The sequence below is a fragment of the Pseudomonas sp. FDAARGOS_380 genome (assembly GCF_002591235.1).
GTDB classification, from domain to species: domain Bacteria; phylum Pseudomonadota; class Gammaproteobacteria; order Pseudomonadales; family Pseudomonadaceae; genus Aquipseudomonas; species Aquipseudomonas salmasensis.
In genome coordinates, this window is sequence record NZ_CP023969.1 from 5992289 (window position 1) to 6010824 (window position 18536).

Below are 18536 nucleotides of genomic sequence, written 5' to 3' on the forward strand. Positions count from 1 at the left end.
CTTTAGAGGCCTTATCTCGTGTCCAACGTCGTTGCCGATCATCTCGTCTTGCTCGACCACTTGCGCAGCATCCTGGTTGCCGTCGGCGAAGCCGAACAGGTGCCCGAGGAAAGCCACGCACTGTTCCTGGAGCGCTTCGACGAACTGCGCGCCCTGCTGCCGATCGACCCGATCGAAAGCCAGTACCTGGGCCAGGACCTGATGAGCCAGGTCATTGTGCGTTACCCGCAAATCGCCCACCTGGTGCCCCGCGACCTGCTGTGGTTCTTCGGTGGGGACTGCCTGCACTTCATGCCCGACGAAGAACTGGACCTGTACCAGGCCCTGGAAGAACGTCGCTATGAAGCCGAACAGAACGACGAACCGTTCGACTGGAACCAGGAAAAACAGCTGCTGGCGATGCCTCAGGACCAGAGCAAACACTGACAACGATGCTCGTTCCCACGCTCTGCGTGGGAACCTATGCTGTGACGCTCTGCGTCACCCGTGCACAGGCATAAAGGCAGGACGCGGAGCGTCCAAGGTGGCATTCCCACGCAGAGCGTGGGAACGAGCAACCGCGTTCCTACCGTCGGCGCAGCGTGGGCTCCCTGGCCATGCACTCCACCAGATAATCGATAAACACCCGCAACTTTGGCGGCAGGTACCGTGTGGGCGAATGCAGCAGCCACGCCTCGCCATGGTACGAGGCAATAAAATCCCACCCCGGCAACACCTGCACCAACTCCCCCGCTTCCAGCGCGTGCCGCGCGGTGAAATACGGCAAGCTGGCAATCCCGACATGCTGCAACGCCGCCTCCAGCCGCACCCCGGTGTGGTTCGCCGCATACCGCCCGCGTACGCCGACCGTGACTGCCTTGCCAGCCTGGCGAAACTTCCAGCGTGAATCTCCCGGTGTCTCACCCAGATAGATGCAACTGTGCCCAAGCAGATCATGGGGATGGCTCGGTGTACCGTGCTCGGCCAGGTACTGCGGCGTCGCGCACAGCAAATGTTCGATGGGCAACAGCTGGCGCCCGACCAAGCCCGGCGGAGGGCTGTCGGTGATGCGGATGCTCAAGTCGACGTTGTCGTCGATCAAATCCACATGCCGATCTTCCAGGATCAATTGCACATCCACCTTGGGGTAGCGCCGCAAGAATTCCGCCATATGTGGGTGCACCACGAATCGCCCCACCGCCTTGGGCACACTGACCCGCACCAGGCCCTCGGCTTCATGGGTGAATTGCCCGCTGATTTCCATCACTGAGCGCGCCGCGTTGACCATCTCCTGGCAACGCTTGAACACCTCCTCGCCACCCTCGCTCAGGCGCAGCTTACGCGTGGTGCGTTGCAGCAGGCGCGTGGCCAGGGCGTGTTCCAGGCGCGAGATGCTGCGGCTCACCGCCGAAGGCGAAACACTGAGTTGCCGCGCCGCTTCAGAGAAGCTGCCGGTTTCCACGACCTTGACGAAAATCGCCATTTCACCCAATAACGGCAAAGGAAGATTGATGCTCATGACGCACAGGTCCATTGATAATTGAGCGGATTATCACTCATCTGCGCACTATTTATACTGCCCGCAGAACCCTGATGCGGATGTAGATGATGACCGAGCGCCTGTTTTTTACCCACGATCACCTGACGGCCGAGCTGGAAGTGCTCAGTTGCACCGCGTATGAAGAGCAATTCGCCGTGATTGTGCAATCGACGATTTTCCATCCCCAAGGCGGAGGCCAGCCGTACGACACCGGCTGGCTCGGCGACAGCCAGGTACTGCGAGTCATGCAGGAAGCCGAACGGGTGGTGCACTACGTCGACCAACCTCTGGAACCTGGACCTGTCATTGCACGCGTCGACGCAGAGCGGCGCGCCTTGCACACACGTCTGCATTCGGCAGGGCATTTGATCGGCAATGCGGGCGAACGCCTGGGCTGGATGCCGATCAAAGCCCACCATTGGCCGGGCGAAGGCAAGATCACCTTTATCCGTGGCCAGGCCGCGCAAGACATGGATGCGCAGACGCTCCAGCAGTGGGTCAACACATGGATCGCCGCCGACTATCCCCGCCATATGACGCTGGAAGACGGCACCCGTGAAGTCGGCTTCGGCGAGTTGCCGGCTTACGCCTGTGGCGGCACGCATGTTCAAGCGTTGAGCGAACTGGGCCAGGTGACGATCCTGGCGCTATCGGAGAAAAAAGGCGCGCTGTCAGTACGCTACAGCCTCGCTGACACCCTGACACTGTAGGAGCGAGCTTGCTCGCGAAGAACGTTAACGATAACGCGGGGTACCTGATTTCCATCAGCGCCCTTTGGTTTTTCGCGAGCAAGCTCGCTCCTACAGGGCCACGCTCGGCTGGCCCGATTCATTGACGAACGACTTCAACGTCGACACCGTCGCCGCCGGGTCACGCGGGTCGCTGATCGCACGAAAATTCGTCAACATGGTGTTGGCCGCCAACTCCACCGACACATAGCCACGCTGGCGGCTGTCGAAGAACTTCACATGGGGGTTGAGCGGCATGATCTTCATGAACGCGTCATAGGGCGGGCCGTCGGAGGTAACCGACGAGCCGACAAACTCGGTGGCGACCACCGCCGAGTCTGGCCTGTCGGCGTCGGCATGCAGGTCGGTGGCCCAGAACGAATGAATATCCCCACCCCAGAACACCGGGTTCTTCACCCGGTTGCGCACGATCGACGCCAGCATCCGTGAGCGGTTAGCCATGTAGCCATCCCAACCATCGGTCCAGCGGCCAAGCTTATGGTTGGTGAGGTCACGCTGCATCAGCGGCGCCACCAGCAAATCCTGGGCGATGATATTCCACTGCGCCTTGGACTGGGCAAATCCTTGGTCCAGCCAGGCCTCTTGCTGCCAGCCGAGCAACGTGCGGCCAGGGTCACGCAGGTCGCTGCAAGGGGTGGTGACAATATGCCCTTGATGGCTGCCATTGGCCGCGATGCACGGTTGCTCGGAACGGTACTGGCGACCATCGAGCACATGGAAACGCGCAAGCTGGCCGTAATCCAGGCGCCGGTAGATGCGCATGTCCGGCCCCTTCGGCACGCTGCTGGCACGCAGGGGCATGTGTTCGTAAAACGCCTGGTACGCCGCGGCCCGTTGCTTGAGAAACTGCGCCACGGCCACCTTCGGGTCCTGGGACCAGCGGTTGGCGTAGTCATTCTGGACCTCGTGATCATCCCACGTCATGACGCTGGGAGCTGCGGCGTGAAGGGCCTGCAGGTCTGGATCGGTCTTGTACAGTGCGTAGCGGTTGCGGTAATCGCTCAGGCTTTGCGCATTGCCACTGCCGTGGGAACGAAACACCTTGCCCGACTGCGCCGCATAGGAACTGTCGTAAATATAATCACCGAGGAAAAACACCAGGTCCGGCTGCTCGGCGGCAAGGTGTCGGTAGGCGCTGAAATAGCCACGCTCCCAGTGCGAGCAGGACACAAACCCCAGCCGGGCCGAGGCCATGGCGTGCAGCGGCGGCATCGTGCGCGACTGGCCCACCGGGCTCTGCGCGCCGAGCCCTTCAAACTGATACCAATACGGCCGATCCGCCGCCAGCCCCGCCACTTCAACATGCACTGCGTGAGCGAAACGCGATGTCGCCAGTACTTCGCCCTGCTTCACAATGCGCGTCATCGCCGCATCGCTGGCCACCCGCCAACGCACCGGCACCGTGCGACTCAGGCCGCCACGGCCATCCGCCGCATTGAACAAAGGTGCCAAGCGCGTCCAGATCACAAAGCCATCCGGCAGCGGGTCGCCGCAAGCCACGCCAAGGGTGAACGGATAATCCACCCCGGCACTGCGCGCAAACGGGCTGAGAATAGAAAACGCCGTAGCGACCGCCAGCCCGCCGAGGACCCGGCGCCGGCCGTGGTCGACTTCGCCGCTCACCGGCAGCGCTCCCAGTCGTCACGTACGGTGGCAAACCCGAGCATGTCCTCATACACGCCGTTCTTTAAAAACGCCTGGCGCATGCAACCTTCATAGCGCAGGCCGATCTTTTCCATGACCCGCGCCGACTCCTTGTTGCGCGCGAAACACTGGCTGCCCACGCGCTGCAACCCTAGCGCCTCGAAGCCGAAGTCCATCACCGCGCTCGCCGCTTCCGCCGCGTAACCCTGATTACGACAGTGTGCCGCCACCCAGCCCCCCAAGTGCCCATAGTGATGGTGAGCATTGATACGCAGGCTGACCATGCCGACCAATTCATCGGTGCCGCGCACGTGCATACCCAGGTTCAACAGCTCACCGGTGCGGTACTTGTCAGCGATCCCGGCAATAAAATCCTGGGCGGTTTCCAGGGTGTAGGGCGATGGAATGTTCGCCGTGTTGTCGGCAATTTTCGGCCCGTTGGCAAGCGTGAAAAGCACCTGCGCCTGGTGCATTTGCAGTGCGCGCAACAACAGTCGCGGGGTCGTCAATTGAGGCAGTGCGGTAGGCATGGGAGCCGACTCTCAAGATAAATTTCTCAAGCATGGATGCCCCGAGTGTCAGTTTCATTACGCCCGAAAACTGACTGGTAAGTTTTCTGAAAGACGCGTCCTAGAGCCTCCAAACGGTCAATTAAAGTTAACCAATCGGTCATTTTTGGCTGTTAGCGTTTTGCCCCTAATTCAATGACGGGGTAACGGAATGAGAACCTGGGACGAACCCAAGAAACGCAAGGCGCACATCGAGCTGATCCCGATGATCGACGTGATGATGTTCCTGCTGGTGTTTTTCGTACTGGTGAGCCTGAACGTGATTCCCGCGCTCGGCATGAAGACCCAATTGCCCAGCGCCAGCAGTTCCCAGCAGCTCAAGCCGCAGAACAAATTCATCCTCACCCTGGGCCTGGAAGGCCAGTTGCAACTGGACGGCAAGGACCTGACGGTGGATGCCCTGGTGCCGGCGCTGAAGGCGGCCGAAAAGCCCGATACCAAGTCGACGATCATCGTCAACAGCGACAAAGGCGTGGAGGTTTCGCGCCTGGTGGAAGTGATGGACACCCTGCGCCTGGGTGGCTTCACCTCCGTGTCCATTGCTACGCGTAAGTCCTGATCATGTACGTTCTGTTTCGTGCGCGTCAGCTGCTGGGCAGTGTCCCGGCCCTGATCGCCCTGGTGCTGATTGCACTGGGTATCCAGTCCCAGACGTTGAAAGTCGAGCCGGTGTATGACGAGTCGGCGGTCGAATTGGCCTTGGTCGAGCCGGAACCGGAAGTGGTCCCTGAACCGGTGGTGGAGCAAGAACCGCCACCGCCGGTGATCGAAGAGGAAGAGGCCGAGCCTGCTCCCCCGCCGCCACCGCCCAAGCCGCTGCCAAAACCCGAACCCAAGCCCAAGCCAAAACCTGTGCCCAAGCCTGCGCCCGTGGTCGCCAAGCCCGCGCCGACACCGCCACCGGTGGCCGCCAAACCAGCCCCGGTGGCCCAAGCGGCACCGACGCCCGCCCCACCGGCGCCACCGAAGGTCGATGGCCAGGCCCTGGAAAGCGGTTACCTCAAAGGCTTGCGCAACGAACTGGACACCTACAAGCAGTACCCCACCGGGCGCCAGGCGTCCCTCGAACGCCCGAGCGGCGAGGTGGTGGTGTGGTTGCTGGTAGACCGTCAAGGCCGCGTACTCGACTCGGGTTTACAAACCCAGGCCTCGAGCATGCTGCTCAACCGGGCCGCCACCAATAGCTTGCGTCGCATCAAGCAAGTCAAACCGTTCCCCGAGCAAGCCTTCGGGGGGCGCAATGAGCAGCGCTTCACCGCCACCTTCAACTACAGCGTGCAATAAGCACCCGACACCAGGACGACAGTGATGAAGTTCACCCGTATTCATCTGGCACTTGTGGCCGCGACCAGCATGACCCAGGGAATGGTCATGGCAGAGACCAGCGACAGTGATGTCGGCACCATTGGGGTACAAGGCAAGGCGACCGCGGGGGGCGGTTACATGGTGCCGGAGGAAAGCATCAAGGGCCGCTCCACGGTGACCAAGGAAGCACTGGATAAACAGGCGGCCACGGGCAATGCCATCGACAAGCTCAAGTACACCCCGGGCTTGAACATCTCCAGTGAAGACAACACCGGCCTGTCGGGCTTTCGCTTCACCATGCGCGGCATGAACTCCGACCAGGTGGGCATGTCGGTGGACGGCATGCCGATCAACGATTCGGGCAACTACGCGCTGTATTCCAACCTGCTGGGCGACCCGGAAAACATCGACCAGATCTTCGTCACCCAGGGCGCCGCGGAATCCGACGGCCCGCACATTGGTTCCAGCGGCGGCAACATTGGCATCGTGACCATTCGCCCGACCAAGGAAACCGGCGCCTTCGTCAAACAGGTCGTCGGCAGCAATGCCACGCGCAAGACCTTTGCCCGCCTCAATACCGGCGAAATCAACGGCCTGAGCAACTGGCTGTCGGTGTCCCATACCGAAGGTGAAATGTGGCGCGGCTCGGGCGCGGTACGTGCGGACAAGGTGGAGTGGAACAGCTTCTTCGACGCCGGCAATGGCAACACCGCCAACCTGATCCTCAAGTACCACGAGCAGGACAACAACAGTTACAGCCAGTTGACCAAGGCGCAATTCCAGCAAAATGGCCGCAAGTACGACCCTTATCCGGCCACCCCCAGCGTGGGCAGCAACGGCAAGTACAACAGCTATTACGCCCTGGCGCAGAACCCGTTCCAGACCTTCACCGCCGTGCTCAACACCCAGTTCAAACTGGCCGATAACCTCGCGCTGTCGGTGATCCCGTATTACTACTGGGGCAATGGCAGCGGCGTCGGTTCATCCAGCTACCCCCTCAACCGTGGCTCCAACCAGGGCGGTGTGTTCGACCTTGGCAACCTGCCCACCGCCGCCCAATACAACGCCGACGGCACACCCAACAGCGGCGTCTACTACCGCCCTTCACGCACGCAAACCTGGCGCCCAGGCATCACCACCAAGCTGACCTGGGACCTGGGCGACCACAGCCTGCAATTCGGTTACTGGTACGAGCGCGCACGCCAGAGCCAGACCCAGCCATTCATTCCGCTCAAGAGCAACGGCAAGCCGGTGGACACCTGGCCGGACTCCAACAGCGCCATCGTCGATGCCAACGGCAACACCGTGCAGGGTCGCGACCGTTTCACCGTGACGCCGGCGCAAAAGGTCTGGGCCCAGGACACCTGGTACATCAACCCGGACTGGACCTTCATCGCAGGCCTGGCCTACATGAACGTCGAGCGTGAAGGCACCAACCACGGCAGCCTCAACGAACGCCCGGAAAAACGTAACCAGACCTACAACAAACTGCTGCCCAACGCCGGCCTGAAATACCAGCTGGACGAGCGTGACCAGTTGTTCTACAGCCTGTCGCGCAACATGCGCGTGCCGCAGAACTACGTGCTCTACGACAAAGGCGCCGGCTCGATCGACGCCGAGCCGGAAACCAGCTGGAACCATGAGCTGGGCTGGCGCTACAGCGGCGACGACATGAGCCTGGCCGCCACCCTGTTCTACATGGACTTCAAGAACCGCCAAGTGTCGTCCCGGGATATCAACGGCGACTTTGCCGATATCAACGCAGGTTCCGTGGTCAACAAAGGCCTGGAACTGGAGTGGAGCGGGCAGTTGCCCCACCACTTCAATTACTACACCTCCTACACCTACACCAAGGCCGAGCAGCAGGATGACCTGACCGTCTACAACGCCGGCAAACCCATCGTGCTGCCCACCAGCGGCAAGCAGTTCGCCAACGTGCCCAAGAACATGCTGGCGGCCAACATCGGCTATGACGACGGGCGCTTCTACGGCACCTTCGGCGGCAAGTACACCAGCAAGCTCTACGGCGACCTGACCAACGACGAGGCGATTTCCGGGCGCACCGTGTTCAACCTCGGCGCCGGTATTTACCTGCCGGTGGACAAGAAGGTGGTCAAGGACGCGACCCTGCGCCTGAACGTCGACAACCTGTTCGACAAGAAATACCTGGACGGCGTGTACACCACCAAGACCAACGCGGCCAGCTACAGCGGTTTCCGCGATGGCGACCCTGCGTACATCGTCGGCCTGGACCGCACCGTCACGGTTTCGCTGGAAGCGAATTTCTAAGACTCACCTCAAGAGGAACACCATCATGGATATGAACCTGCTCCACGACGTCACCTTCTATGTGATGTACGCGGCGATGGCCATTGCGATCTTCATCGCCATCGAACGCGGTATCTACTTTGCCTACGTGCGCCGCCAGGCTCGCGCGTTGATCGATGCCCTGGGCACCAACGTGCACAACGAGCGTGACCTGCCGGAAAACCTGACCCGTCGCGACAGCCTGCCGCTGAACATGATCTTGCCGGTGCTGGCCCAAAAGGCGACCCACGGTTCGCGCAAGGACCTGGACGACGAAATCGACACCCAGTACCTGAAGACCCGCGCCCCACTGGCCCGCAGCCTGTGGATCATCGAGACCATCACCACCGCCGCCCCGCTGCTGGGCCTGCTGGGTACCATTCTCGGCATCATCGACACCTTCAAGGCACTGGCCACCGCAGGCGTGTCGGACCCAGGGCAGATTTCCGGTGGTATCGGGACGGCCTTGTTTGCCACGGGATTAGGTATCGCCATCGCGCTGTTCTGCGTGGTGTTCCACAACTTCTTCCAGGACAGCCTGGAGCGTATCAACGACCAGTTGAAGATCCTGTTGATTCGCGCCGCCACCGGCGCCCGCGCACAGGATGAAGTGCCCCATCGCGTGCCCACCCCGCTGCACAGCCGCACAGCCTGACCTGCAGGGCGGGCGCCTTGGGCGCTCGCCTTTTCCTTTGGTGCGATGAGACGCTTATGTCCCTTTCGATAAAGTTGCGTATCGCCGGCCTGACCGGCTTGCTCCTCAGTCCGCTGGCCCAGGCGGACTTTTCCATTCCAGGCTTTGAACTGGTGCACACCGTACCCGTGGACACCGCCCTGGGCACCGACGACTTGCGCCAGCCAGGCCCGGTATGGATCGAGCTGTTCGACGGCGCCAAAAGCCGCATTGATATCGGCCAGTTCTACGCCGCGGACCACCCTGGCTCGGTGATGAATACGGTGCTTGAACACCTGGAAGCCGCCGGCAAACGCGGCGTGAAGATTCGTTTCCTGCTCGAAGAAAAAGGCATCAAGCTCTCGGACGCCGCCACCCTGGAACGCTTGCGCGCCATTCCCAACCTGACCTTGCGCGTGCTGCCCTACGGGCAACTGAGCGGCGGCATCATCCACGCCAAGTACCTGCTGGTGGATGGCAAGCAGGCGTTTGTCGGCAGTCAGAATTTCGACTGGCGCGCCCTGGAGCATATCCACGAAACCGGGCTGCGGATCACTGACGAAACGGTGGTGGGCCAAGTGCAGGCGATCTTCGAGCAAGACTGGCAAGCCCAGGCCGCGCTGGCGGGTAAACAACCGGTGCCGCTACCCGCCAACGGCCAGGCACCTGCACGTACCGGCAACTACCTGGTGGCCAGCCCGCAACGCTACAACCCGCCCGGCGTGGGCGACTCACAGCTGGAACTGCCGCGCCTGCTGGGCGAAGCCAAAAAAGAGGTGCGCGTGCAGTTGCTCGACTACGCGCCGTTGTCCTACGGGCCGGATCGAACCCGGCCGTACTACGCCGTGATCGACAACGCTGTGCGCGCCGCCGCTGCCCGTGGCGTGTCGGTCAAACTGATGGTGTCCAACTGGAATACCGACCCACTGGAGCTGCCCTATCTCAAGAGCCTGGCGGTGCTGCCCAATGTCGAAATCAAGATCGTCACCCTGCCCGAAGCCAAGCAGGGCTTTATCCCATATGCGCGGGTGATCCATAGCAAAACCATGGAGATCGATGGCCAGGTGGCGTGGGTCGGCACCAGCAACTGGTTGGGTGGTTACCTGGATAATTCGCGCAATCTGGAGGTGGTGATGCGCAGTGAGGCGATGGCCAAGCGCGTAGGCCAACTGCATCAACAATTGTGGGATGGGCCTTACGCTAGAGCCTTGAGCGTGACGGAGGAGTATCCCGCGCCCCACCCTGGCCAGCATTGACCTTGGGCACCTGAGTAATGGTAGTGTGTGGAAATGTTTCTGACTCCTCCATCAGAAACCTCCTACTCACTACCTGCAAAGGAATGCCTTTAACCATGCACTTTCCATTGAAAAAACTGGTGGCTGCCACCTTGTTCGCCGCGAGCCTTTCGGCAATCGCCACGCCTGCATCCGCTAACATCACTGCAGACCAAAGCACGGCAATCCTGAAGCACTTCAGCGAGACCTCGGTCACCGATTTCCGCAGCTTCCTCGGCACCCTGGCTAAGGGCGAACTGGGTAAAACCGCTGACACTGGCCCGGCTATCAACGCGTTTCTGGGCAACAAAACCCTGAGCGCCGAGCAGCAGAACGAGATCAATCGCCTGCTGGGCATTTACACCCGCGTGAAATACGGCAAAGCCGCGCTCGAAACCCTGCGTGAACTGGTGGAGATCCCTACGTTCAACGTAGACGGTCTGCCACAGTACAAAAACCCGGAATTCCTCAAGATCGCCGCGAAGATCGAGGCCCTGGCCAAGTCCTTCAACCTGAACTTCCGTAACGTCGATAACCGCGTGTACGAAATCTCCCTGGAAGGCAGCGGTGATGAAGTCGTGGGTGTGCATGCCCACGCCGATGTGGTGCCCGTTACCCCGGAAAACTGGGTGCTGCAAGACGGTACCAAACTCGACCCGTTCAAGGTCACGCTGATCGGCGACCGCATGTATGGCCGCGGTACCGAGGATGACAAGAACGGCATCGTGGTGACGATGTACGCGATGAAGGTGATCAAGGAAGAAAAGCTGCCACTGGCGCGCACGTTCAAGCTGCTGGTGGACACCACCGAAGAAACTTCCGGTGAGGCTATTCCTTACTATTTCGAGCGCAATCCCGTGCCGCAATACAACCTGGCGCTGGATGGCGGCTACCCGGTGGTGATCGCCGAGAAAGGCTCGGGGACGGTCATGGCCACCTTCCCGGTGCGCAAAGGCGAAGGCAAAGGCGCAGAGATCATCGCGATGACCGGCGGCAAGGCGAACAACCAGATCCCATCGGCCTCGGTGGCCACGCTGGTCAGCGATGCACCCGCCGAACTGGCCGCCAGCCTGCAACAGGCCGGTGCCGACTATGCCAAGCGCAACGGTGGCAATTTTCAGGTGACGGCCAAGGTCGATGGCAAGGACGTCAAACTTACGGTGACCGGCGTGTCCGCGCACTCCTCCGAGCCCGAAACCGGAGTCAACCCGGTGGCACGCATGCTGGAGCTGATCCACAGCCTCGATGGCAAGGTCGCCCTCAAGCACAACCACATCACCGATGCTGCGCGGTATGCCGCCGACAACTGGGGCCTGGATTACCTGGGTGGCAAATTGGGCGTGGGCTACGCGGATGATTTCATGGGCCCGCTGACCACCTCGCTGACGTTTGTGGGGCAGGATGACAAAGCTTTCAAACTGGCCGTGAACCTGCGCGCGCCGAAAGGTAAAACCCCGGAAGCGCTCAAGGCGCAGATCGAGCAGAAGCTGAACGCCTGGGACAAGAACGCCAAGGTCAACGTGAGCTTCACTTACTCGCTCGACACCCCGATGTACCGCAACCCGGAAGGTGAATGGGTCAAGGCCTTGTTGGCGGTGGCCACGGAAAACCTGGGGATGGCACACAAATTCGGCACCTCAGCCGGCGCAACCTCCGTGCATGACCTGCCCAACGGCGTGCAATTTGGCCTGGCGCGCCCGGAAGAGAAGTACACCGGGCACACTGACAGTGAGTTCAAGACGGTTGAGCAGTTCTTGCTGGACCTGCAGATCGTCACCGAAATGATGGGCCGCGTCGGGCAGTTGCCGAAGCTCTGACCCAGTTGAAGCCCCAGCGAGGCTGCGAAGGCGGCGGCACAGGCAGAATCTTCAGCGCTGAACCACCGCTTTCGCAGCCTCGCTAAGGCTCGACAGCTCCCACAGGGGATCGGCGGTGTATGCGCAATTCAGCCTTGCATCATCAGCATATCCTCAAAGAACCCACCGACCGGCTCGGTGGGATGGCACAGCTGGATTTCCAATACCCAGGCCATTTCACTGGGCGAGATCTCCAGGTCAGCCAACTCTTTGCTCTCGAACAATGCATGGGGGAAATCTGCAAGGCGGTGCCCTGCCAGGTTGCGTGCCAGTCTCCAGCCTTTGGACAGGGCACTCTGCTCGGCAAAGTCGTAGAGTTCACGCCCGGTCAGGCCACGCAGCCACGCTTGGCGCGTTTCATCGAAGACTTCATGCAAGGCCGTTGTACAGGCCTGATGCAAAGGCCCATCGCCAAACACAAACGTATCGCCATAGTCCCCTTCGTAGCCATCCCATACCGGGCCAAGGTCGACCACGGCAATGTCATCAGCCCGCAGCCTGCGTTGGCGATCTATGCCCTCGCGCGGTGGGCGAACGGTGTCAGCGCCAAAACGAATGTAGGTCGGATGCCAGGTGTGCGAAGCGCCCATGGCCTGCAGTTGCCTCGCAGCCATCTCAAGGGCCTCACCGGTAGTCATGCCAACTTTCAACTGGCTGGCAATCGCCGCCAGGGCACGCATGGATTTTTCCCGCGCTGCCAGCATGCCATCCAGGGAATAGCGCGGGCCGACTTTCTCCCAGACCGGGTCAAACAACAGCGAGCCTGTTTCAGCGCCTGACCGACCACTGGCGACAAACGCCTCTGCGATAAACCGGTGGCTCGGCAACCCCGCTTCAAGGCAATGGGCCCGCACCTGGCCGAGCATTGCAGCGTTGCCGCACGCATAGACCTGGGCCTGTTCCCACTGATGCCCATGACTCATTGCAACCTCTTGCACCCTACCCTCGGATGACCGCACGCAATGCCAGCGAAAACGGGGATGCTCAAGCATCAGGTGGTCGAGAAAAGCACTGTCATAAAAATCCGCCGATTGCGCGCCGCCCCAATACAACGTCACGTCGACATCGCGCTTGAGCGCGGTCAGCAGGATAGGCTTGATGCCCGCATAACCAGTGCCCGTGGCAAATAACACCACGGGCGCCGCCTCATCATCCTGCCAGGTACAGGCACCAAAAGGCCCTTCCACGTGCAGACGCTCACCCACGGCGAGACCACTCAGGATACCCTCGGAAAAGTACCCGCCACTCACCCGGCGAATCTGGAAGACCAACCGCCCATCGTCCTCAGCGGGCAGGTTGGCAACCGAGAAGCAACGTGTGTCACCGTCCGCCAGGCAAAACTTGAGGTATTGGCCAGCGCGCACCGCCACAGGGGTTTCGGGCATCAAAACCAACTCGATCACATCCGGGCCGAGCGCACGCTTACTGTGGACTTGCGCCGCCACTACCAGCGCGGGCGTATCCAGCGACCAACCGGGAATATGCAGGCGCATGTCGCCACAGGCGTGGCTCTGGCATAACAACATTTCATTGGCTGCCAAAGGATAAGAAGGCGCCAGCGCACCCGGCGCCAGGCGCTTGCCCCGGTACTCACCTTCGGCCACCACCACCTTGCACGAACCGCAGGCACCACGCCGACAGGAGAACGGCACGGCCAGGCCACTGGCGAGCATGGCGTCGAGCAACAATTCGTCGCCCGCCTCAAAGGTTTTCCCCGAGGGCGACAGTTCGATGACATGACGTGTATTCATAACAACCTCGGGCTAAGTGAGGCCTGATTGTTGCGCTAGACTAGGCCCATTAAAACCTCCAGATTTGGATACTTCAGATGGTCCAGATGCGCAAATGGCGCCCATTGCTCAGGCTTGAAGAGGGCACGACCCAGGCGTCCTACCGTAAGATTGCCGAAGGCTTGGTCAATGCCATCCTCGAAGGCCGCCTGCCACCTGGGACATTGCTGCCAGGCACGCGGGAAATGGCGCAGTTGCTCAACGTCAACCGCAAGACGGTGATCCTGGCCTACGAAGAAGCCATGACCAAGGGCTGGCTGGTCAGCGAGCCGCGCCGTGGCACCTTCGTCAATGCGCAGCTGACACCCAAACAACTGCCCAGCGTCACACAACCGTCTTTCGCGCCGCCGTTGCTGGAGCAACCACGGGTGCCGTATTTCACCCATAACGCCCAAGTGGTCGCACTCCAGCGTCGGCGCGATGCGCTGTTTTTCGACAACGGCACCAGCGACCACCGCCTGCTGCCCCAGGCCGTTTTGCACCGTTACTATCGCCACGCACTGCGCAACAGTTTCGCCTCCAATACCGTGCGCTACGGCAGCGAAGGCACCGGCTATCACTTGCGCTGCGCCTTGGCCGAGATGCTGCGCAACAACCGTGGGCTGACGGTCACTGCTGAAAATATCTGCCTGACCCAGGGCACCCAGATGTCCCTGTACCTGAGCGCCAGCCTGCTGCTCAAGCCCGGCGACGTGGTACTGGTGGAACGCCTGAGCTACCCACCTGCGTGGGAGATTTTCCGCAAGCTCGGCGCACAGTTGGTCACGGTCGACATCGACGATGAAGGTTGCCGCACCGATCAGGTCGAGCGCTTATGCCGTGAGCACAACGTGCGCATGATATACCTCACGCCCCATCACCAGTTCCCCACCACCGTGAGCCTGCATGCCGCACGCCGGCAGCACTTGCTGGCGCTGGCCGCGCAGCATGACTTCTGCATTATCGAAGAGGACTACGACCATGAGTTTCACTTCAACGGCCGCCCTTACCTGCCACTGGCCAGTGAACGCTCTCAGCGCCATGTGATTTATATAGGCTCGCTATCCAAGACGCTGGGCTCGACGTTTCGCTGCAGCTATGTGGTGGCTCCCGCCCAAGTGATTGAGGTGCTGCATCGCAACGCGGCGCTGATGTTGGGCGATGCCGACGCTGTCGCGCAGAGGATGCTGGCCGACCTGATCAATGACGGTGAGCTGAAGAAGCACCTGCGCCGTGTATCGAAAGAATACCGGGCCCGGCGAGAGACCTTGCAAAACTGCCTGCATGAAGCCTTGGGTGAGCGTATCCAGCTGCGCGAGCCCGAAGGCGGCCTGGCATTGTGGGTGCGTTTCGAGGAGGGAATAAACGTTGATCGGATGGTGGCAACCGCTGTGGACCACGGTTTGGTGGTGCGCAGCGGCCGCCAGTTTTCGCCGCTGGACCAACCGCAGAATGCTCTGCGCCTGGGCTTCGCGTCACTCAATCAGGACGAGATCCGCGAGGCCACTTTGCGTTTGGCCAAAGCCTGCGGCGAGGGCGCGTGTTAGAACGCCCAGCGCATGCCCAACGAGAATTCGCTGGAGACCAGGTTGGCCTTCATTTTTTCATCTTGCAGGCCGCGGGCATTGGCAAAGTTGTTCCAGCCACTTTCGGTATCGCCCATATCAACGTAGCGATAGCCGAGGTCCAGGGCCAGGCGATCGGTAACGTCATAAGCGACGCCTGCACCGACCGACCACGCCAGGTTGGTCTGGGTCGAGGCCCCATACTGGCGAGACTCATTGCCCTGCCACCCTTTCGACTCAAGGCGGGCAAGACCCAGCCCGGCCGAACCATAAATCGCTAACTTCTCGGTGATTCGAAAGTCGCGATAGGCGTTGAGCATCACGCGCCTGGAGTCGATGTGGTGCTGATTGAGACTGGTAGGGAAAGCAGTCGAACCACTGGTGAATGTGTCGCTTTGCGGGAGGGTCAGTTCGCCCTCCACGCGCCAGCCATTACCGAAGCGATAGCCGACTCCGATGGACCCGGTCATATCCTTCTGGCTGTCGTCGCCGGGCACGAACGAACCAATACCGGGGCGGGCACTGGAATCCATATTGCGGGCTTTGCGCTCGGCGCTGATCACCCGAGCAACCCCGTAGTACCCCTCCTCGTCCGCCGGCGCAGCAATCGCCTGCGACATGTAAATGGCAGAAGTGGCCAGTAGCAATACGGGAACAGACTTGGATATTTGCATTTTATTATTCCAATACGGTTTGAACACAAAACAACACACTTCATTCAAGGGGCAATCCGACGCGGGTGTGTTGACGTTTCCATGAGCCGAATGCGGCAGCTCATCTTGTGTCAGCGTCGGGACAAACAACCGATATAAACGCCTTAGTTGTTGTATGAAATGTCCCAAGAATGAAGATGGCGCCGAGCCCAGCAGCGTATTGGAAAGATGTATGGCGCACTGATTGAGGTGGGAAGGGTCAGGTTCGGATCAACGTCCGGGTAACGGCGCGAGCTGCCGATGCATCGACGGCCAGCAGCACGTCCAGCGAGACTGCGTCACGGGCTGTGGCGGCAACGCTAGCGCGCGTCATCAAGCCCGTGACGAGGAAATGTGCAATATCAGCCAGCAGTGCCCAGGAACGGCAGCGCCAGGTACAACTTGATCACCACGGCGTTAGCGATATCGATGAAGAACGCGCCCACCATCGGCACCACCAGAAACGCGATCTGCGAAGGCCCGAAGCGTTGCGTCACCGCCTGCATATTCGCAATCGCCGTGGGCGTAGCGCCAAGCCCGAAGCCGCAATGGCCCGCCGCCAGTACCGCCGCATCATAGTTGCGGCCCATCACCCGGAACGTCACGAAAATCGCGAACAACGCCATCAGCAATGCCTGTGCGGCCAGCAGAATGACAATCGGCAAGGCCAGTGCCGCCAAGTCCCAGAGCTTGAGTGACATCAGCGCCATCGCCAGGAACAACGACAAACTGACATTGCCCAGCACCGAGACTTCGCGCTCGAACACCTGATGCCAGCCGAGCATCGACAGCCCATTGCGCAGCACCACACCCACGAACAGTACACACACGAACGTCGGCAATTCGAAAGCGGTGCCTTGGATGGCGGCATTCAACAGGTTGCCGCCCTGTAGGCTGATCGCGACCAGTGCCAAGGTCTCGATAAACGAAAACGCCGTGATCAGGCGCTCTTCATTCGGCTGTTCAAACCCCTTGGCCAGGCTCGATTGCGGTTGCCCAATACCTGGCACCTCGACCCGCTTGATCAGAAAACGCGCCACAGGCCCGCCGATCAGGCCGCCGAGCACCAGGCCAAAGGTTGCCGAGGCAATCGCCAATTCAGACGCCGAAGCCACGCCATACTGCTCACTGAACACCGCCCCCCAGGCCGCGCCGGTGCCATGCCCACCGGACAAGGTCACCGAACCCGCCAGCAGGCCCATCAACGGGTCAAGCCCGAGCGCCGACGCCAGCGCGATCCCCATGGCGTTTTGCACCACCAGCAAGCCCGTTACCACCAGCAGAAACACCGCCAGGATACGCCCGCCTTTCTTCAGGCTGGCAAAGTCGGCGTTCAAACCGATCGTGGCAAAGAACGCCAGCATCAACGGGGTTTGCAATGAAGGATCGAAGCGTACTTCGATATCGGCAAACCCGCGCAACGCCAGGAGCAGCATGGCGACCAGCAGGCCACCGGCTACCGGTTCAGGAATATTGTAAGTACGCAAAAAGCCGATACGGGCCACAAGCCCGCGTCCCAGCAATAGCACCAGTGAAGCGGCAACGAGGGTTGAATAAAAATCGAGTTGAAGCATCCGGTCAGTTCTCTGAAGTGGGCAGGGAGAATGGGTGGCCAGAGTAGAGAACACAGGGCGAAAAGGCATCGACCCTACAAAAAATGCAGACTTTCCCTACAAGCCTCACAATAATAACCTACAACTGAGCTGCACCTCCCCATAGGGATAAGTATCGATACAACTCTATAAGCCGAAGTACCCGACGGTAACCACGATGCGAAGCGAGCCGCTCTTGATCTGCTTTTGATCTTAGGCGCCCCGTTAAACCACGCTGGCCGAACGCAGGCTTGAATTCGTGGGTAACCCGGCAGGACGCCGGGTTAGCCGCCCCGCGCCATGGATGGCGCGTGGCGGCGGCCCACGGATTCAAGCCTGCGTTCGGGCACACCGAGCCTAAGCGAGGTGCCAAGTGGTGGGGCAAGAGCGTTTTGCTTACTTTTGCGCTGTTCAAAAGTGAGCCGCCGTCAGGGCGGAACCCTAAGTGGCCGTTACCTAAATAACGAATATGTACCCGGTCCAACTGTGTTGACTGTCAGGCCGCCTTCGCGAGCAAGCCCGCTCCCACAGTTTGATCGCGGGGTGTCAGAGAGATAGGCGTCGGCTGGCAGGCCGTCATCGCAGGCAAGCCAGCTCCCACAGTTTGATCGTGGTGTGTCAGGGAGATAGGCGTCGGCTGTCGGACCGTCACGGGTTCAGCTTCGTATCGATGCTGCGTATCGCCCGTCGAGAGGTACACCCAGCAGAGTTATCGACGACGCCTGCGCAGCAAAGGCCAGTTGGAGGCGAGCGCACCCGGCTCAGCGTCACGCCCGGCAACTCGCACCAGGTCGGGAAACTCAAGCAACAAGGCACGATTGCCCCGGCCAATGTGCTCCATCACCGCCAGGGTAATGTTTTCCCGCACCATGCCCGTCGAAACGTAATACATGGCCCAGGCCTGTTCTGGCGTACACAAGCCGATCTGCTCTTCAATTTCTTTGTAGGCCTTGTAGTCGTCTGACTCTAAGTAGCGCTGATCACCGCCCTGGCGCATGCTGTCTCCCTCCCCGGCCCCATCC

General features: G+C 60.7%; 16 protein-coding genes. 9 read left to right on the forward strand and 7 right to left on the reverse strand.

What is annotated here, in order from left to right; translation table 11 throughout:
* Window positions 1-18 precede the first annotated feature (18 nt).
* Window positions 19-426, forward strand: a complete 408-nt coding sequence (locus tag CRN80_RS27810) for a PA2817 family protein (protein WP_032892578.1) — start codon at window positions 19-21, stop codon at window positions 424-426.
* Between the two features lie 139 nt (window positions 427-565).
* Here the strand turns inward: CRN80_RS27810 and CRN80_RS27815 are convergent, their stop codons facing one another.
* Entirely contained in the window at window positions 566-1498 is a 933-nt protein-coding gene (locus CRN80_RS27815) for a LysR family transcriptional regulator (RefSeq protein ID WP_098952192.1), read from the reverse strand.
* Between the two features lie 89 nt (window positions 1499-1587).
* Between CRN80_RS27815 and CRN80_RS27820 the strand changes: the two genes are divergently transcribed.
* Window positions 1588-2229: a hypothetical protein gene (locus CRN80_RS27820; RefSeq protein WP_098952707.1), complete on the forward strand. Its 642-nt coding sequence runs from the start codon at window positions 1588-1590 to the stop codon at window positions 2227-2229.
* 90 nt (window positions 2230-2319) lie between these two features.
* Here the strand turns inward: CRN80_RS27820 and CRN80_RS27825 are convergent, their stop codons facing one another.
* Window positions 2320-3891 (reverse strand): alkaline phosphatase, encoded by a 1572-nt coding sequence (locus CRN80_RS27825; protein WP_098952193.1) that lies wholly within the window; start codon window positions 3889-3891, stop codon window positions 2320-2322.
* Complete coding sequence (locus CRN80_RS27830; protein ID WP_098952195.1) at window positions 3888-4442, reverse strand: GNAT family N-acetyltransferase; 555 nt, start codon at window positions 4440-4442, stop codon at window positions 3888-3890. Before CRN80_RS27830 ends, CRN80_RS27825 begins: the two co-directional genes overlap by 4 nt.
* A gap of 190 nt (window positions 4443-4632) precedes the next feature.
* Here CRN80_RS27830 and CRN80_RS27835 point away from each other — a divergent pair, with 190 nt between their 5' ends.
* The 6 genes from CRN80_RS27835 (at window position 4633) to CRN80_RS27860 (ending at window position 11857) form a co-directional block, all read left to right on the forward strand.
* The gene (locus CRN80_RS27835; RefSeq protein WP_005786670.1) at window positions 4633-5040 is read left to right on the forward strand and encodes a biopolymer transporter ExbD; all 408 of its coding nucleotides are present in this window, start codon (window positions 4633-4635) and stop codon (window positions 5038-5040) included.
* Between the two features lie 2 nt (window positions 5041-5042).
* Entirely contained in the window at window positions 5043-5765 is a 723-nt protein-coding gene (locus CRN80_RS27840; protein ID WP_032892586.1) for an energy transducer TonB, read from the forward strand.
* Between the two features lie 24 nt (window positions 5766-5789).
* Complete coding sequence (locus CRN80_RS27845; RefSeq protein ID WP_032892587.1) at window positions 5790-8075, forward strand: TonB-dependent receptor; 2286 nt, start codon at window positions 5790-5792, stop codon at window positions 8073-8075.
* 25 nt (window positions 8076-8100) lie between these two features.
* A complete protein-coding gene (locus CRN80_RS27850) occupies window positions 8101-8748 on the forward strand; it encodes a MotA/TolQ/ExbB proton channel family protein (protein WP_098952197.1) in 648 nt (215 codons plus the stop codon).
* 56 nt (window positions 8749-8804) lie between these two features.
* The gene (locus CRN80_RS27855; RefSeq protein WP_098952198.1) at window positions 8805-10022 is read left to right on the forward strand and encodes a phospholipase D-like domain-containing protein; all 1218 of its coding nucleotides are present in this window, start codon (window positions 8805-8807) and stop codon (window positions 10020-10022) included.
* A 95-nt stretch (window positions 10023-10117) separates the two neighbouring features.
* On the forward strand, window positions 10118-11857 hold the full coding sequence (locus CRN80_RS27860) for a dipeptidase (protein WP_098952200.1): 1740 nt from the start codon (window positions 10118-10120) through the stop codon (window positions 11855-11857).
* A 128-nt stretch (window positions 11858-11985) separates the two neighbouring features.
* Here the strand turns inward: CRN80_RS27860 and CRN80_RS27865 are convergent, their stop codons facing one another.
* Window positions 11986-13647: a M24 family metallopeptidase gene (locus tag CRN80_RS27865; protein WP_098952202.1), complete on the reverse strand. Its 1662-nt coding sequence runs from the start codon at window positions 13645-13647 to the stop codon at window positions 11986-11988.
* A gap of 77 nt (window positions 13648-13724) precedes the next feature.
* On the opposite strand from CRN80_RS27865, the gene CRN80_RS27870 reads away from it, so the two are divergent.
* Window positions 13725-15212 carry a PLP-dependent aminotransferase family protein gene (locus CRN80_RS27870; protein WP_098952204.1) on the forward strand — a complete coding sequence of 496 codons (1488 nt, stop codon included), beginning with the start codon at window positions 13725-13727 and terminating at the stop codon, window positions 15210-15212.
* Here the strand turns inward: CRN80_RS27870 and CRN80_RS27875 are convergent.
* The 3 genes from CRN80_RS27875 to CRN80_RS27895 all read right to left on the reverse strand — a co-directional run bounded on the left by CRN80_RS27875 (window position 15209) and on the right by CRN80_RS27895 (window position 18511).
* Window positions 15209-15943 (reverse strand): outer membrane protein, encoded by a 735-nt coding sequence (locus tag CRN80_RS27875; protein ID WP_256588892.1) that lies wholly within the window; start codon window positions 15941-15943, stop codon window positions 15209-15211. The two genes, CRN80_RS27870 and CRN80_RS27875, sit on opposite strands and share 4 nt — an antisense overlap.
* A gap of 341 nt (window positions 15944-16284) precedes the next feature.
* Window positions 16285-17496 (reverse strand): sodium/glutamate symporter, encoded by a 1212-nt coding sequence (gene gltS, locus CRN80_RS27880; protein WP_003190086.1) that lies wholly within the window; start codon window positions 17494-17496, stop codon window positions 16285-16287.
* Between the two features lie 727 nt (window positions 17497-18223).
* Entirely contained in the window at window positions 18224-18511 is a 288-nt protein-coding gene (locus CRN80_RS27895; protein WP_032892595.1) for a hypothetical protein, read from the reverse strand.
* Window positions 18512-18536: the final 25 nt, after the last annotated feature.

Excerpts from the sequence above, each read along its gene's own strand:
- CRN80_RS27895 (WP_032892595.1), bottom strand. The coding sequence starts at position 18,511 with ATGCGCCAGGGCGGTGATCAGCGCTACTTAGAGTCAGACGACTACAAG.
- CRN80_RS27860 (WP_098952200.1), top strand. The coding sequence starts at position 10,118 with ATGCACTTTCCATTGAAAAAACTGGTGGCTGCCACCTTGTTCGCCGCG.
- CRN80_RS27835 (WP_005786670.1), top strand. The coding sequence starts at position 4,633 with ATGAGAACCTGGGACGAACCCAAGAAACGCAAGGCGCACATCGAGCTG.
- CRN80_RS27820 (WP_098952707.1), top strand. The coding sequence starts at position 1,588 with ATGACCGAGCGCCTGTTTTTTACCCACGATCACCTGACGGCCGAGCTG.
- CRN80_RS27830 (WP_098952195.1), bottom strand. The coding sequence starts at position 4,442 with ATGCCTACCGCACTGCCTCAATTGACGACCCCGCGACTGTTGTTGCGC.
- CRN80_RS27815 (WP_098952192.1), bottom strand. The coding sequence starts at position 1,498 with ATGAGCATCAATCTTCCTTTGCCGTTATTGGGTGAAATGGCGATTTTC.
- CRN80_RS27870 (WP_098952204.1), top strand. The coding sequence starts at position 13,725 with ATGGTCCAGATGCGCAAATGGCGCCCATTGCTCAGGCTTGAAGAGGGC.
- CRN80_RS27845 (WP_032892587.1), top strand. The coding sequence starts at position 5,790 with ATGAAGTTCACCCGTATTCATCTGGCACTTGTGGCCGCGACCAGCATG.
- gltS (WP_003190086.1), bottom strand. The coding sequence starts at position 17,496 with ATGCTTCAACTCGATTTTTATTCAACCCTCGTTGCCGCTTCACTGGTG.
- CRN80_RS27850 (WP_098952197.1), top strand. The coding sequence starts at position 8,101 with ATGGATATGAACCTGCTCCACGACGTCACCTTCTATGTGATGTACGCG.
- CRN80_RS27840 (WP_032892586.1), top strand. The coding sequence starts at position 5,043 with ATGTACGTTCTGTTTCGTGCGCGTCAGCTGCTGGGCAGTGTCCCGGCC.
- CRN80_RS27855 (WP_098952198.1), top strand. The coding sequence starts at position 8,805 with ATGTCCCTTTCGATAAAGTTGCGTATCGCCGGCCTGACCGGCTTGCTC.
- CRN80_RS27865 (WP_098952202.1), bottom strand. The coding sequence starts at position 13,647 with ATGAATACACGTCATGTCATCGAACTGTCGCCCTCGGGGAAAACCTTT.